This is a genomic window from Terrabacter sp. GCM10028922 (assembly GCF_042666095.1).
Taxonomy (GTDB): domain Bacteria; phylum Actinomycetota; class Actinomycetes; order Actinomycetales; family Dermatophilaceae; genus Terrabacter.
Map to the genome: position 1 here is coordinate 107,343 of NZ_JBHTFG010000032.1, position 15,409 is coordinate 122,751.

Below are 15,409 nucleotides of genomic sequence, written 5' to 3' on the forward strand. Positions count from 1 at the left end.
CGGCCTCGGTCCGGAGCCACCCGTGCACCGGGTGCTCGGAGCCGTCAGGGTGGCTCGAGTCCTACAGGTGGTGGCGGTCGCGGCGGCGTCGGACCGGCGCGTTACGTGCCTCGATAGACAGGAAGTGCATGACCGCCGACACGACGAGCGGCACGGTGAAGATCGCCGCGACCGGGGGGATCGCCGCCCCGGAGTCGTTGGTGAGGAACCCGATGACTGTCATGGCGATGATCGAGACGAGGCCGCGGTGCATGAGCGGCGCCTCGTCGAGCAGGCGCCGCAACGGCTCTGTGCCGAGGATGCCGGGCCGGGCCACGATGAGGACGACGAGCGCCATGAGCAGGACGACGAGCACGAGCAGCACCGGCAGGTGCACCGCCAGCGAGATGTTCGCGAAGAGCTTGCGCGACATGACGTCCCACGCGCCGCCGTCGATGACGGTCTGGAGGAAGCGCCCGGGGTGCGAGCGGTCCGCCTCGGGGCGGCGCCAGTCGAGGTAGCAGACGAGGCCCACGACGAGGCCCGCCGCGAGGACGACGAACACGAGGTTGCGGACCGACGTGCGCCACCCCATGACGCCCATGAGCAGGAAGCCGAGCGCCGGGACGAGCGCGATCGGCCCGCCGAAGTCGGCTCCCCACGCCGGCAGCACGTCGACCGCGAGCGCGACACCACCGACGACGACGACCGCGAAGACCGCGAGCCGCGGGGCATCCCGCCGGACCAGCGCGTGCGCCAGGGCGGCGCAGAGCAGCAGGACGGCGGCGGCATACAGCGCGAAGGCGACGTTGCCCATCCCGTAGAAGCGGCCGCCGACGAGCGGCTGGAGTCCGAAGATCGAGGAGATCTGCAGGTGGGAGCCGGTGAGCAGGTCCACGCCGATGACACCGGCCGTGATGGCCGACATCGCCGCCAGCGGGCCGAGCGCGGAGCTGCTCCACGGGCCCTTGAGGCAGACCAGCGCCAGGAGGGAGCTGACGACGAGGACGAGCACGAGCAGCATGGCGGTGAGGACGAGCGTGTTCGTCGACCAGCGCCACCACGGCACGAGGTTGGCGAGGAACGTCGAGGCGGGCATCGCCGACGAGACGAGCCCGACGAGCCGCACGAGGCGCAGCACCCGCGCCCGGGTCAGGCGCCGGTTCCACGGGCGGGCGCGGCGGACGACGGTCCACAGCACCAACATGGCCAGGGCTGTGGCGCTCAGCCAGATGACGAGGAAGGGCGCGACGATGCGGTGCATCGCGTCGGCCTTCGTGTCGATGTCGGTGAGGACGGTCAGCTTGCTCGCCGCGGTCGACTCGCTGTTGTTGGGCGACGGCACGACGCTGAGGGCGCGGCCGCCGATCGCCGCGCTCGACTGGACGCCACCGCGCTGCAGGATCGTGGCCGTGATGTCGGAGAGCTGCGCGACCCCGGACAACCGGGTGGAGGCCGATGCCAGCAGGCCCGGGCCGTAGTGCGGTCCGGTGGCCGTCAGCAGCCGCAGTCGCTCCTGCCGGTCGCGGTCCGCGAGGCCCACGACGACGAGGTCGGCGCCGTTGGGCATCGCGTCGAGGACGAGGTCGATGCGGCGTTCGATGCCGTTGATCCTCTCGACCTGGCGCCTCGGGTCCGGATCGGTCGCGTCGATGCCTCCGACGTCGACGATGCTCACGGGACACTGCGCGAGGTCGGACACGAGGGTCGTGGCCTGGAACGGCGCGTACTTCGCGACCTTGCCGTCGGACGTCGCCGCGGCCAGGCCCGCGCCGGGGCCGACGGCCTGCACACACGTCTTCGCATCGGCGAAGCTGTCGCCGAGCAACCCGAGCTGGGCTCGGAACTCTGCTTCCCGGGATGCCGACGCCAGGGCGTCGAAGCCGACGACCCGGAACCCGCTGGTCGCGTCACCGGCGACCGAGGGGAGCGACGTGCACGCCGGGCGCTGGTCGCTCGTCTCGGGACCGGCCGCCTCGCCGGCCGACACCGTGGCCCATCCGTCGGTGGGGCACGTCGTCAGGCGCAGGCTCTTGACCGACACCGACGCAGCCGAGCCGTCACGCAGCAGGCCCCAGAGGGTCGGGGTGTCCTTCGCCGAGACGTCGTCCCAGGCGAGACCGCCGAGGCCGACGACCACGAGGGACTCGCCGGGCTTGGGCTGCGTCGTCGGCGGCACCGGCACGCTCGTGCGCTTGACGTACGCGAGCGTGAGCGCAGCCACCAGCACCAGGAGCAGGACGACGAGCGTCTTGACGGGGTGGCTGCGGATCACGCAGGACAGACTACAAACCGGGGCTGTTCACCGAGGGCGAGGTCACGGGCTGGAATCGAGCGGCCCGGCGGGCGCGCGCGAGGCTAACCTTGCCGATCGTGGACGCCTCGACGCTGACGACCCTCGCCCTCGCGGCCGGTGTCGTCGCGCTGCTCGCCCTGGCTCTCGCCGTCGGCGCGCAGCTGCGGCTCGCGCGGGTGCGACGGGACTTCGCCGCGCTCGGCGACGACGGCGCGACCGACATCGCCCGTGTGGCCGCGACCCAGAACCACCGCATCGACCGACTCACCGCCGAGGTGACCCGCCTGCGCGAGCACGTCGCGAGCGCCGAGGACGACGTGCGCCAGAGCCTGCGCAACGTCGCTGTCGTGCGCTACGACGCGTTCGGCGACATGGGCGGCCGCCTGTCCTTCTCCGCCGCCATCGTCGACGACCTCGGCGACGGCATCGTCATCTCGTCGATCCACGCGCGGGGCGAGTCCAGGACGTACGCCAAGGGCATCGTCGGCGGGACGTCGAGCATCACCCTGACCCCCGAGGAGCAGCAGGCGCTGGCCTCGGCGACCAAGGACGAGTCCGGCACCGCACGGCCGGCCCGCCTCCCCGACCGCACCAAGGACGCGTCGTGACGCCGCCCCGCACCCCCGACCAGCTCCACCGCTTCGGCTACCTCGGCCCGCGTGGCACGTTCACCCAGATGGCCCTCGACCAGTGGGACGCCGCCGAGGGGCGCGAGCACCTGCCCTTCGCCTCGGTCGACGCTGCCCTGTCGGCCCTGCGGGCCGGCGAGATCGACGCCGCGATGGTGCCGATCGAGAACTCCGTCGAGGGCGGGGTCTCCGCGACCCTCGACGCACTCGCGACCGGCGACCCGCTCGTCGTCATCGGCGAGGTGCTCGTGCCGATCACCTTCGTCCTCTGTGCACGCCCCGGCACGTCGCTCGACTCGGTGCGCTCCGTGGGCACCCATTCCCACGCCTGGGCTCAGGTACGCCGGTGGATGGGCGAGCACCTCCCGGACGCCGAGTACGTGCCGACGCTCTCGACCGCGGCGAGCGCCGCCGCGCTCGGCCAGCCCGGCGACGTGATGTTCGACGCCGGCGTCTGTGCCCCCGTCGCGGCCCGCAACGAGGGGCTCGAGATCCTCGCCGAGGACATCGGCGACAACGGGTCGGCCGTGACCCGCTTCGTCCTCGTCTCGCGGCCGGGCACGCTGCCCGAGCCCACGGGCGCCGACAAGACCACCGTCGTGCTCTACCAGAACGACGACCACGCGGGCGGCCTGCTCGAGCTGCTCGAGCAGTTCGCGGTCCGAGGCGTCAACATGACGCGGCTCGAGTCCAGGCCCACCGGCGAGGCGATGGGCTCGTACTGCTTCTCCATCGACGCCGAGGGCCACGTGCTCGATGCACGCGTCGGCGAGACGTTGATGGGCCTGCGCCGCGTGTGCGCCGAGGTCCGCTTCCTCGGCTCCTACCCGCGCGCCGACCGCGGGACCACCGACGCGCGGCCCGGCACGACCGACGAGGACTTCGAGCGCGCGCGGGCGTGGCTCGACCAGCTGCGCGCCTGAGCATGCTGACGGGCCCCGGCGTCAGCCGATCGTCGCGCCGCTCTTGAGCAGGAAGAGCGTCTCGTCCCCGACGATGCCGTCGGCGCCGATGCGGTTCGCGTCCTGGAAGCGCTGGACGGCCTTCTTCGTCCCGGCGCCGAAGACGCCGTTGACCGTGATCGTGGCGCCGGCCGCGCGGAGTGCCCGCTGCAGGGTCGTCACGTCGGGACCCTTCGACCCCTGCTTCAGCGTCGTGGTGCCCATCGACCGGCTGATCACGAGCACCCAGACGCCCGCGTCCACGCGGCCCGGCTTCGGGGCGGGCCCTTCGTACGTCGCCTCGAGTCGCTTCATCGCGGCCCGGGTCTGTGCGCCGTAGACGCCGTCGACCGCGACGGGACCGAAGTCGGCGTCGTTGAGGAAGCACTGGAGGGCGCGCACGGCCCGACCCCGGTCGCCGGGTGACAGCACGGGGTATGCCGGCAGCGTCCTCGAGCAGTCACCGCTCACCGAGCCGGGGTCGCCCGTCGCCGACGGGTTGGGGGCCGCCGTGGTCGCTGCGGGCTGCGTCGGCTTCGTCGGGGTCAGTGGTTCGGCTGTCTCCGTCGGCAGGGGCTCGGCCCCGGTGGGGCGCGGCGAGGCGGTGTCGGTGGCGGTTGCCGCCGGCGTGGAGGGTGAGGCCGAGATCGGGTCGGGCGTCCTCGCACTGCACCCGCCGAGGACGACGCCGAGCACGGCCACGGCCACGGCCGACTGCATCCATCGACGCCCACCGCCGTGACCCCGTGCGTGACGATCCCGTGTGCTGACCTGCATCCCGACTCCCCTGAGCTCTCCCGCCCGCGGGTCCCTCGTGCCCGCCGACGTCGTGAAGTATGCGGGCTCGGGAGGTCCGGCGCGAGCGGACGCGCGGCACACGGCATACGACACGGCATACGGACGCGGGTGCGCGGGCGGCAGCGCAGGCAGGGGAGGGGGCGCCGGTGCTGCCAGGCCCGGCGCCCCTGGACCGGGTCAGCCCCCAGACCGACCCGGAACCCCTGAGGTCACCGGGCCTGCTGCCCCTCCGCAGCGCCCCGAAGCAGCCCGGTGACCGATCCCCCGTCCGTCCAGAGTCGGTGCGTCCCGGCCTGATACACCTCGGACGCAAAAAGATTCAGGGGCCGGATGTATCAGGAAACCGAGTACGGACACTCAGTCGGGTGTAAGGGTCTTTCCAGCACCAATCCCCCTCAGGAGGTCTGTCGATGTCAGAGTCGGGTCCCGACGCCCCCCAGGGTGCGAACGACGAGAGCGTGACGGGCGGCCGACGCCGACCCGAGCGCCCCCCGGTTCGCGCCCTCGACCCGGCCACGGCCATGCGCCTGACCGACGGTCGTCCGCCGCTTCCCGCGCTCTACCTGTCCGACCGCCTCCTCGTCAGCAACGGGCCCGGCGGCACGCCGCGTGACATCGAGGACCTGCGCGAGGCGCTCGGCAGGCTCGACCTCGACTTCGAGGTGACGCCACGCGCCGACGGTGGTCCGCGCGACCTCGACCGCCCCACGTGGGGCACGAGCATCACGCTCAAGCCGACCCGCTCGCCCATCGACCCCGTCGACGCCTGGAGCGTCCTGCAGCGGCTGCGCGAGGCCGGTGACCCGGTCGCCGAGCGGCTCAGCCTCGAGCACGTCCTGCGCCCGGCCGACGGCTACTGGGGTGGCGTGGGCGGCTACTGGGGCGGTGTGGGCGGCTACTGGGGCGGTGTCGGTGGCTACTGGGGCGGTGTGGGCGGCTACTGGGGTGGCGTCGGCAGCGCCCTGCAGGAGTACTCGGTGCCCGGACGCGGCGGCCGGATGCCGGTCGCGCTCGCGCTGCCCGACCCGCGGCTGCGTGCCCGCGCCGTCGACCGCAACCCCGTCGTCGTCGTGCCCGACACCGCCATCGCCGCCCACCCGTGGTTCAAGGACGGCGAGGGCGTCGTGCGGCTGGTGCTGAAGGAGGGCAGGCTTGTCCCGCTCCTGACGACCGGGGCGGGCGACCCGGTAGACCCCCCGATCTCCGTGCCGCCCCCGGCCGAGCCCGTCGGGCTGCTCCAGGGCCACGCGACGTTCATCGCCGGGCTCATCCGGCAGGGCTGCCCCGAGGCCACGATCGTCTCGATCCCGGTCATGGGAGACGACGGTGTCGTCGACGAGAGCGTCATGCTCGACGTCCTGCAGGCCCTGCTCGACCGGCACGTCGAGGGCCAGGACCAGGGGGTCGAGGCCGACGTCGTCGACGTCCTGTCCCTCTCGCTCGGCTACTACGCCGAGGACCGCACGTACACCTCCGGTCCCGTCGCAGACATGCTCGACCGGTTCGCCGAGCACGGCGTCCTCGTCGTCGCCGGCGTCGGCAACGACGGCACCGACGCGCCGTTCGTGCCGGCGGCGCTCGCAGCGGAGCCGCCGCAGCGGATCACCGCGAAGGCCGTCCCGCCCCTGGCGAGTGTCGGCGCGAGCAACCCCGACGGTGCCACGGTCGCCCTCTTCTCCAACAACCTCCCGGTCGTCAGCGCGATCCGGGCGGGCGTCTCCGTCGTCAGCACCCTGCCGCTCACCAACGGCATGGGCCAGCCGTCGTCGGAGGTCCGCTCGGGAGACACCGTGCGCTGCACGGTCGACCCCGACGACTACACCGGCGGCTTCGGCGTCTGGAGCGGCACGTCCTTCTCCACCCCGGTGTTCGCGGCAGAGCTCGCGGCCGCCCTCATCGACGAGGGCGGCCTGACCGACACCTCGTCCCACGCCATGCGCCGTCGCGCGATCCGCGCGCTGCGCACCTGCATCGGAAGGGTGCGGTCATGACCCCGACCCCCACAGCCCCCGACGGCCTCGGCACCCTCGCCGGCAAGGCGTTCGCCGCCTACCTCGCCGGCGAGCGTGAGCGCCTCTCGGAGCTCGTCGACCTCGTCACGCCCGTGCTGTGGAACGCCGCGCGTTCCCAGGGTGGGGCGCCGGCCACGTGCGAGGACGCCATCCAGACGGCGTTCCTCCAGCTCGTCGACCGTGCCGAGTCGATCAACGAGCCCGCTGCCGTGCTCGGCTGGCTCGTCGTCGTCGTGAAGCGCGAGGTCTGGCGCCTCGCGCGGGGCTCGCGCCGCGAGTTCGGCGTCGAGGAGGTGCCGGAGGCCCCGGCCCAGCAGCTCGACCCGGAGGCGCAGTCGATCCTGTCGGAACGCCAGCGCGTGCTGTGGAAGCACGTCTCGACCCTCACACCGCGATGCCAGGAGCTGCTCCGGGTCATCGCGTTCGCCGACCGCCCCGACTACGCGGCCATCGCGCAGTCGCTGGGGATGCCCGTCGGCAGCATCGGCCCGACCCGTGGCCGCTGCCTCCAGAAGCTGAGGACAACCCTCGGCTCCGACCCCGGATGGGCGGTCTGACATGACATCTCACACGGACGCCATCGACGCCCGCGACCTCGCCAACCTCGCCCAGGTGCGCGACCTGTTCGCCCACGCCGACCCCGTGCCCAGCGACCTCGCCGAGCGGGTCAAGTTCGCCATCACCGTCCACGCGCTGCACGCCGAGGTCGCCGAGCTCATGGACTCGGCCCGCCTCGTGACGCGCGGCACCGACGCCAAGGTCGAGCCGACGCCGACCGACTCGGTCACCTTCACGGCGGCCTCGGTGAGCCTCATGGTGTCGGCCGGTCCCGACGACTCCGACGACACGGACGACCGTGTGCGGGTCGACGGCTGGGTGACGGTCCCCGGTGCCCAGGTCGAGGCCGTGACGACGGAGGGAAGTTCGAGCGTCGTTTCGGATGCGAACGGGCGGTTCGTTCTGGATGATCTACCCCATGGGCCGGTCCACTTCGTCGTGACCGACCCGGGCAACGAGGACATGCGACCGGTCATCACCCCGACGATCCAGATCTGACGATCCAGACCTGGCGACTCGGCGCTGGGTGGTGACCGGCCCCTGAGCGAGAGGCCGGCGGGAGCCATCGACCTGCTCGAGAGTGCCCGGACCCTGCGTGAGCAGGGTGCGGCGGACAACCTGGCCGGACGGCCGGTCCAGGCCGCCCGCTCGCTCACCGCAGCCCTGGACGAGATCCAGCGGCTCGTCGGGGCGGCCCCGACGGCCGAGGCGCTCGAGCTGCGCTGCAAGACGCTCATCACGCTCGCCCTGACGGAGTTCATGCTCGCCGGCCTCGAGCCCGCGACGGCACGTCTGGCCGAGGCCGAGGAGGTCGTCGACGCGCTCGGCGACGACCGGCTGCGCGCCCGTCTCGACTACCAGCGCGCCAACATCCACGGCCGGGTCGGCGACCTCGCGTCGGCGTGGGACGGGCTCGAGGGTGCGGTCCGCCGGCTCGACGCGTTCACCGAGCGCGAGCAGGCGTCGGTCCACCTCAGCCGCGGCATGCTCGCCTTCGAGCTGCTGCGCCCGCAGGAGGCGCTCGAGTCCTTCGCCGAGGCGGCCCGGCTCGCGCACGAGCTCGGCGGCCGGGAGCAGGAGTTCATGGCCCGGCACAACGAGGGGTATGCCGCATACCTCCTCGGTGACATCCCGCGCTCCCTCGCCGACATGGCCGGGGCCGAGGACATCGAGTCCGACGTCTTCAAGGGCCCGGCACGCCTGGACCGGGCCCGGGTCCTGCTCGAGGCCGGGCTCGTCAAGGAGGCCGTCGAGGCGCTGCACGCGGGACTCGCCGGCGTCAGCGGTGACGGGCACGACCAGATCCGGGCCGAGTTCCAGCTCGAGCTGGCGCGCGCGCACCGCCTGCTCGGGCACCTGGACCTGGCGGCGGACGCCGCTCGCTCGGCCCGGGAGACGTACGGCCGCATCGGTGCGACGGCGTGGGCGGCCAAGGCGATGCTCGTCGGGCTCCTCGTCGACCTCGACCGGCAGCGACGCGTGCGCCGCGACCGCGAACGGCTCGAGCGGGACCTCGTCAGGCGCATCGTGGGCGTGGGTGACGCCTCGGTGGCACTCGCCGCGGCCGCGACCGCTGACGAGCTCACCGAGACGGCGACCGAGCTCGGCGACTCCGAGCTCGCCGACAGCGCGCGCGTCGTCGCGGCCCAGGCGCTGCTCCTCGCCGGCGACGTGGCCGGTGCGAACTCCCGCCTGCTCAGCCTCGAGCGCGTGTCCACGGCCTCGCTGTCCGACGAGCTCGACGCGGCCGCGGTGACGGCGATGACCCTCGTCGCCGCCGGCGACGTGACCCCCGCCCGGCGGATCCTCGTGCGCGCCTCACGCCGGCTCGCCGCCGGGCAGGAGGGCAGCGCGAGCCTCGATCTGCGCACCGCCCGGGCGGTCCACGGAGCGCGGCTCTCGGAGCTCGACCTCGAGCTCGCGGTGCCGCGGGGGAGCGGCGCGGTGCTCGAGGCGCTCGAGCGGTGGCGCAGTGCCACGGACCGGCTCCCGTCGCTCGGCCGTCCCGACGACGAGCAGCTCGCCGTGCTCACCGAGCAGCTCCGGGCCGTCCGCGGTCACGCCCGTGGCGAGACGGACCCGGACCAGCTGCGCGAGCTGCACGACCACGCGTCGCGTCTCGAGCGCCAGATCCGCGACCGAGACTGGGCGCTGAGCCGCAGTGGGACCTCCGCCCGGGCCATCCCCGTGCGCGTCCGGGAGGCACGGGCGCTCCTCGGGCAGGTCGACCGAGACCTCGTGTGGTTCTACCGGCACCGCGGCCGGCTCGCCGCCGTCGGCGTCGTCGGCGGTCGCGCCGTCATGCGAGATCTCATGCCGATCGAGCGCGCGGCAGAGCTCGCGCAGCGGGTCCGCGTCGACCTGCGCGCCGCCGCGACCCACCACCTCGGCCCGCTCGCCGGTGCGGTCTGGTCGTCGCTGCGGTCGAGCGCGGCCGAGCTCGACACCGCCCTGCTGCGCCCGTGGCGGTCCGAGCGTGGGCTCGTCGTCGTCGTGTGTCCCGAGGTGTCGGCCCTGCCGTGGGCACTGCTGCCCTCGATGGTGGGCCGTCCCTTCACCGTGGCGCTGTCGCTCACGTCGTTCGCGCGCCGCGCTGCCGTGGCGCCGGACGCCTCCGGGACAGGTGGCGCCCGGGTCCACGTCAGCGTCGGGCCCGGCGTGCCACGCGCGACGAGCGAGGCCCGGACGATCCTCGGGACATGGGGAGCGGGTGACGAGCCGCCCGGGCCGTCACGCCGCGACGAGCTCGTGCGTGCCCTTGCCCGCCCGGGGGTCGTGCACGTCGCGGCCCACGGGACGCACCAGGTCGAGTCGCCGCTCTTCTCCTCGCTCGTGCTCCACGACGGGCCGGTCTTCGCCCACGAGCTGCAGCCCACCGGGGTCCGCGCCGACCACGTCGTGCTGTCGGCCTGCGAGGTGGGGCTCGCGTCGGCGCGGCCCGGGCACGAGTCGCTCGGGCTCGCGCTGTCGCTGCTGTCCCTGGGCGCGCGGTCGGTCGTCGCGGCCGTGGCGCCGGTGCCCGACGACGTCGCGGCGACGACGATGACCCGTCACCACGAGCTGCTCGCGTCGGGCCTGCCGAGCGACGAGGCGCTCGCCCGGGCAGTCTCCGAGACCGACGATGTCGCGGCCGCCTTCCTCAACCTCGGCGGCCAGCACCGTCCGTGACGACCCGGCTCAGCGCACGAGGCAGGGGCGCTTCGGGTCGAACGTCCAGCCGTCGACGAGGAACTGCATCGCCACGGCGTCGTCGCGGGCACCGAGGCCGTGCTCGAGGTAGAGCTCGTGCGCGGCGGCGAGGGCGTCGCGGTCGAGGGTGACCCCGAGGCCAGGAGCGGTGGGCACCTCGATCGCGCCGTCCCGGATCTCGAGCGGCGCCGTCGTCAGGGCCTGGCCGTCCTGCCAGATCCAGTGCGTGTCGAGGGCCGTGATCTCCCCGGGGGCCGCCGCGCCGACGTGGGTGAACATCGCGAGGGAGATGTCGAAGTGGTTGTTCGAGTGCGAGCCCCACGTGAGGCCGAAGTCGTTGCAGAGCTGGGCGACCCGCACGGACCCGGCCATCGTCCAGAAGTGCGGGTCGGCGAGCGGGATGTCGACGGCGTTCGTGCGGATCGCGTGCGCCATCTCGCGCCAGTCCGTCGCGATCATGTTCGTGGCCGTGCGCAGCCCGGTGGCGCGCTTGAACTCGGCCATCGTCTCGCGCCCGGAGAAGCGGCCCTCCGGGCCGCACGGATCCTCGGCGTAGGCGAGCACGTCGTCGAGACCGGTGCACAGGCGTACGGCGTCCTCCAGCAGCCAGCCGCCGTTGGGGTCGAGGGTGATCCGCGCGTCGGGGAAGCGCCGGGCCAGCGCGGTGACGGCCGCGACCTCCTCGTCCCCGGCCAGCACGCCGCCCTTGAGCTTGAAGTCGCTGAAGCCGTAGCGTTCCTGCGCGGCCTCCGCGAGCGCGACGACGGACTCCGGTGTCAGGGCCTCTCGGCGACGCAGCTGCGACCAGCGGTCGTCGCCCTCATCGTCGGCCATGTAGGGCAGGTCCGTGCGGCCCGGGTCGCCGACGTAGAAGAGGTAGCCGAGCATCGGCACGTGGGTGCGCTGCTGGCCGTCCCCGAGCAGCTCGGCGACCGGCACACCGAGGTGCTGGCCCATCAGGTCGAGCAGGGCCGACTCGAGACCCGTGACGGCGTGCACCGTCGTGCGCAGGTCGAAGGTCTGGGCGCCGCGACCGCCTGCGTCGCGGGCGGCATACGCCTCGCCGACCTGGCGGAGCAGCTGGCGGAACCGGGCGATCTCCTTGCCGTGCAACAGCTCCGCGGCCTCGCGGATCGTGCCGGCGATCGCCTCGCCCCCCGGCACCTCGCCGAGTCCGGTGTTGCCGTCGCTGTCGGTGACGATGACAACGTTGCGGGTGAAGAAGGGGCCGTGGGCGCCGCTGAGGTTGAGCAGCATGCTGTCGTGCCCGGCGACGGGCACGACCTCGACGGAGGCGATCTTCGGCGACATGGGGTGCTCCTGTCAGTCCTGCGCCGGACGCAGCCGGCCGTCGATGCGCTGGGTGACGCCCCACGGGTTGTCGTCGCGGGTCGGCTCGGGAAGCAGGCCGGCCGGCACGTCCTGGTAGGCGACGGGCCGTTGGAAGCGGTAGATCGCGAGCGAGCCGACCGAGGTGGTGCGCGAGTCGCTCGTGGCGGGGAACGGGCCTCCGTGGACCATCGCGTGCCCGACCTCGACCCCGGTGGGCCAGCCGTTGAAGAGGATCCGTCCGGCCTTGGTCTCGAGCAGCGGCAGGAGGCTGCTCGCCGTCGCGCGGTCGCTCTCGGCAGCCTGGACGGTCACGGTGAGCTGGCCCTCGAGGCCACGCAGGGCCTCGGCGAGCTCGGCCTCGTCGTCCCAGCGCACGACGACGCCGGCCGCGCCGAAGACCTCGTCGCTGACGGCAGACTCGTCGCGCAGCCCTGAGGTCGTGGTCGACGCGAGCAGGGGTGCGGGGGCGTTCGCGGCGTTCCCGACTGCGCCTTCGGCCTCGACGGTGACACCGGACGCGGTGCGCAGCGCGTCGGTGCCCTTGTCGTAGGCCTGGGCGATGCCCGAGGTGAGCATGGTCTGCCCGGTGGTCGCCGCCACGGCCCGGGCGGCGGCCGCGACGAACGCGTCGCCATCGGGCCCGGACGGCACGAAGGTGAGCCCGGGGTTGGTGCAGAACTGCCCCGAGCCGAGCGTCAGCGAGCCGACGTATGCGGTCGCCAGCGTCTCCGCCCGACCGTCGGCGATGCTGCCGGGTAGGACGACGACGGGGTTGACCGAGCTCATCTCGGCATACACCGGGATGGGCTCACGCCGGGCTGCCGCGGCCGCCACGAGGGCGAGCCCGCCGGCCCGCGAGCCGGTGAAGCCGACGGCCTTGATCCGCGGGTCGCGCACGAGCGCCTGCCCGACGGACGTGCCGCTGCCGAAGATGACGGAGAACACGCCGGCCGGCAGGCCGGAGGCGGCCACGGCGCGGGTGACGGCCGCCCCGACGAGCTCGCTCGTGCCCGGGTGGGCGTTGTGCGCCTTGACGACGACGGGACAGCCGGCGGCCAGCGCCGACGCGGTGTCGCCGCCGGCGACGGAGAAGGCGAGCGGGAAGTTGCTCGCGCCGAACACCGCGACCGGGCCCAGCGGGACCTGGCGCTGGCGGATGTCGGCGCGGGGGAGCGGTGTGCGGTCCGGCAGCGCCGGGTCGATGCGGGCCTCGAGGTGGTCGCCGAGGCGTACGACCCGCGCGAACATCCGCAGCTGGCCCGTCGTGCGGCCCAGCTCGCCGGTGAGGCGGGCGAGGGGCAGCCCCGACTCGATCACGGCGCGCGCGACGATCTGCTCGCCGTCGGCCTCGATCTCGTCGGCGACCTTCCCCAGGAAGGCGGCTCGCTCCTGTGGCGACGTCGCACGGTAGGCGTCGAACGCGTCCGCCGCCGCCCGCGTCGCCGCCTCGAGCTGACCCTCGTCGACGAACGTGTAGACGGGCTCCAGGGCCTCGCCCGTCGCAGCCGCGACGGCCGCGGAGCCGGGAAGGGACCCGGCCACGGGCGTACCGGCGATGATCGAGTGTCCGGTCAGGGTGGTCATGCGATGGCTCCTGGTGCGTCTGGTTCGGGTCTCGTCGGGTGCTGGTCGCGAGCTGCTCGCCCTCGAGCCTCTCAGCCGATCTTGTCGACGAGGATCTTGAGGTCGCTGACGTCCTGCTCGGTGAGGTCGGTGAGCGGCGGGCGCACCGGCCCGGCCGGCCGGCCGATGGCGGCGAGGCCGCCCTTGATGATGGAGACGGCATACCCCCGCTCGCGGTCGCGGATGTCGAGGTAGGGCAGCACGAAGTCGTTCAGCCTGCGGTACACGGCGTCCCTGTCCTGTCGGCGGACGTCCTCGTAGAAGCCGATGGCGAACTCCGGGACGAAGTTGAAGATCGCCGACGAGTACGTCGTGACGCCCAGCTGGAGGAGGGGCAGGGCGAAGGTCTCGGCGGTGGGCAGTCCACCGACGTAGAGGAGCCGGTCGCCGACGCGGGCGTAGGTGCGGGTCATCTCCTCGATGTTGCCCACGCCGTCCTTGAGCCCGATCAGGTTGCGGTTGCGGTCCGCGGCCTCGGCAACGGCGAGGTCACCGAGGATCGCGTTGGCGCGCGAGTAGGCGATGACGCCGAGGTTCGTCGAGCGGCAGACGGCCGAGATGTGCTCGACGAGGCCGCGCTGGCCCGCCTCGGTGAGGTAGGGCGGGAAGAGCAGGATGCCGTCGGCGCCGGCGGCCTCGGCGGCCTTCGCCTGGGCGACCGCGACGGCGGTGCCACCCGTGGCCGGGGCGAGCACGGGCACGCGACCGCCGATCTCGTCGACGGCGACCCGCACGACGGTGTCGATCTCCTCGGTGCGTAGCGAGAAGCCCTCACCGGTGCCGCCGGCCGCGAAGAGCCCGGCGACGTCGTAGCCGCTGAGCCACGACAGGTGGTCGCGGTAGCCGGCCTCGTCGAAGGCGAGGTCGGGCGTGAAGTGCGTGACGGGGAACGACAGCAGTCCGGTGCCCAGCTGGTGAGCGAGTTCGTCGGGAGCCAGGGGCACGGGGTACGTCCTTTGCGACAGAGCGGCCGGCCGTCTCGCTGAGTCGGGGCCCGCCGCTGGGCCAGTGAATGACCTCAGGCTAGGGACGGTGATGGATACCTGTCCAAGACACATTGTGTATGCCATGATGCTCAGGGGGCATCACGGCATACGGCCGCTCAGGCGTCGTCGCCGAGCTGCATCCGGCCGATCTGTGCGAGCACGCGGCGCAACATCGGGCTGCGGCGTCCGCGTGCCCAGATGGCGTGCAGCTCGACCGGGCGCCCCGGTGTCTCGCTACCGTCGGGGTCGCCGCCTCCGTCGACGAGGTCCTTGTAGACCACCCCCTGCACCCCGAGCGATCGAGCGGAGGCGGGCACGAGGGCGCACCCGCGACCCGCGGCGACGAGCAGGACGGCGGTGAGGATCTGGTGCACCTGCTGCTCGACCCTCGGGTGTGCGTTGGTGAGGAAGCGGACCGTCAGCTCGTGGAAGTAGCGCGACTGCACGGGGTTGTAGCTGATGACCGGCACGCGGTCGAAGTCGCCGGCCGTCAGGGGGCGGGTGACCTCGGCGAGCGGGTGCCCCGCCGGCACGGCCGCGCACAGCGCCTCGCGGAACACCACGCGCGACTCGAACTCGGTCGTGTCGAAGGGTGGGCGCGCCAGGCCGAGGTCGAGCTCACCGCGGCGGATGCCGTCGGCCTGGGCGGCCGTGACCCGCTCGTGGAGGATCACGTCGACACCGGGCAGGCTCCGGTCGAGCTCCTTGAGCAGCGGGCCGAGCATGCCGATGGCCGACACGGCCGTGAAACCGAGACGCAGGGTGCCCGCCGCGCCTCCGTCGATGCGGCGGGCGACGTCGCCCGCGCTGTCGACGAGGGCGAGCAGCCGGTAGGACTCGTCGAGGAAGGCGCGTCCGGCCTCGGTGAGGGCGACCCGGCGGTTGTCGCGCTCGAGGAGCGTCACCCCGACCGTGCGCTCGAGCTTCTGTATCTGCCGGCTCAGCGGAGGCTGGGTCATGTTGAGCCGGTCGGCCGCCCGGCCGAAGTGCAGCTCCTCGGCGACGGCGACGAACGCTCGCACCTGGTCCAGGGTCATCATGACCGCCCACGATACAGCGAGGGTAT

The 15,409-nt window shown here is 73.3% G+C and carries 12 protein-coding genes; 6 read left to right on the forward strand and 6 right to left on the reverse strand.

All coding sequences use genetic code 11. The features are described 5' to 3' along the window. Window positions 1-61: 61 nt before the first annotated feature. Entirely contained in the window at window positions 62-2,254 is a 2,193-nt protein-coding gene (locus ACFQU3_RS20880) for a hypothetical protein (protein WP_385913369.1), read from the reverse strand. A 98-nt stretch (window positions 2,255-2,352) separates the two neighbouring features. On the opposite strand from ACFQU3_RS20880, the gene ACFQU3_RS20885 reads away from it, so the two are divergent. Then, window positions 2,353-2,883 carry a DUF4446 family protein gene (locus ACFQU3_RS20885; protein WP_385913371.1) on the forward strand — a complete coding sequence of 177 codons (531 nt, stop codon included), beginning with the start codon at window positions 2,353-2,355 and terminating at the stop codon, window positions 2,881-2,883. Between the two features lie 68 nt (window positions 2,884-2,951). Then, complete coding sequence (pheA, locus tag ACFQU3_RS20890) at window positions 2,952-3,827, forward strand: prephenate dehydratase (RefSeq protein ID WP_385913958.1); 876 nt, start codon at window positions 2,952-2,954, stop codon at window positions 3,825-3,827. A gap of 21 nt (window positions 3,828-3,848) precedes the next feature. Here pheA and ACFQU3_RS20895 read toward each other — a convergent pair whose 3' ends face one another. Then, window positions 3,849-4,565 (reverse strand): peptidoglycan-binding protein, encoded by a 717-nt coding sequence (locus tag ACFQU3_RS20895; RefSeq protein ID WP_385913373.1) that lies wholly within the window; start codon window positions 4,563-4,565, stop codon window positions 3,849-3,851. Window positions 4,566-5,053: 488 nt separating this feature from the next. Between ACFQU3_RS20895 and ACFQU3_RS20900 the strand changes: the two genes are divergently transcribed. From ACFQU3_RS20900 to ACFQU3_RS20915, 4 genes are all read left to right on the forward strand, one after another. Continuing rightward, window positions 5,054-6,634 carry a S8/S53 family peptidase gene (locus tag ACFQU3_RS20900; RefSeq protein ID WP_385913375.1) on the forward strand — a complete coding sequence of 527 codons (1,581 nt, stop codon included), beginning with the start codon at window positions 5,054-5,056 and terminating at the stop codon, window positions 6,632-6,634. Next, window positions 6,631-7,212 carry an RNA polymerase sigma factor gene (locus ACFQU3_RS20905; protein WP_385913377.1) on the forward strand — a complete coding sequence of 194 codons (582 nt, stop codon included), beginning with the start codon at window positions 6,631-6,633 and terminating at the stop codon, window positions 7,210-7,212. Before ACFQU3_RS20900 ends, ACFQU3_RS20905 begins: the two co-directional genes overlap by 4 nt. Window position 7,213: 1 nt before the next feature. Next, on the forward strand, window positions 7,214-7,711 hold the full coding sequence (locus ACFQU3_RS20910) for a carboxypeptidase-like regulatory domain-containing protein (RefSeq protein WP_385913379.1): 498 nt from the start codon (window positions 7,214-7,216) through the stop codon (window positions 7,709-7,711). Between the two features lie 261 nt (window positions 7,712-7,972). Beyond that, window positions 7,973-10,381, forward strand: coding sequence for a CHAT domain-containing protein (locus ACFQU3_RS20915; RefSeq protein WP_385913381.1), 2,409 nt, complete (start codon window positions 7,973-7,975; stop codon window positions 10,379-10,381). A 9-nt stretch (window positions 10,382-10,390) separates the two neighbouring features. On the opposite strand, the gene ACFQU3_RS20920 is transcribed toward ACFQU3_RS20915, so the two are convergent. The 4 genes from ACFQU3_RS20920 to ACFQU3_RS20935 all read right to left on the reverse strand — a co-directional run bounded on the left by ACFQU3_RS20920 (window position 10,391) and on the right by ACFQU3_RS20935 (window position 15,383). Then, window positions 10,391-11,713, reverse strand: coding sequence for an enolase C-terminal domain-like protein (locus ACFQU3_RS20920; protein WP_385913383.1), 1,323 nt, complete (start codon window positions 11,711-11,713; stop codon window positions 10,391-10,393). A gap of 12 nt (window positions 11,714-11,725) precedes the next feature. After that, a complete protein-coding gene (locus tag ACFQU3_RS20925) occupies window positions 11,726-13,318 on the reverse strand; it encodes an aldehyde dehydrogenase (NADP(+)) (RefSeq protein WP_385913385.1) in 1,593 nt (530 codons plus the stop codon). 71 nt (window positions 13,319-13,389) lie between these two features. Continuing rightward, a complete protein-coding gene (gene kdgD / locus ACFQU3_RS20930) occupies window positions 13,390-14,301 on the reverse strand; it encodes a 5-dehydro-4-deoxyglucarate dehydratase (RefSeq protein WP_385913387.1) in 912 nt (303 codons plus the stop codon). Window positions 14,302-14,459: 158 nt separating this feature from the next. Continuing rightward, entirely contained in the window at window positions 14,460-15,383 is a 924-nt protein-coding gene (locus ACFQU3_RS20935) for a LysR family transcriptional regulator (protein ID WP_385913389.1), read from the reverse strand. Window positions 15,384-15,409 lie beyond the last annotated feature (26 nt).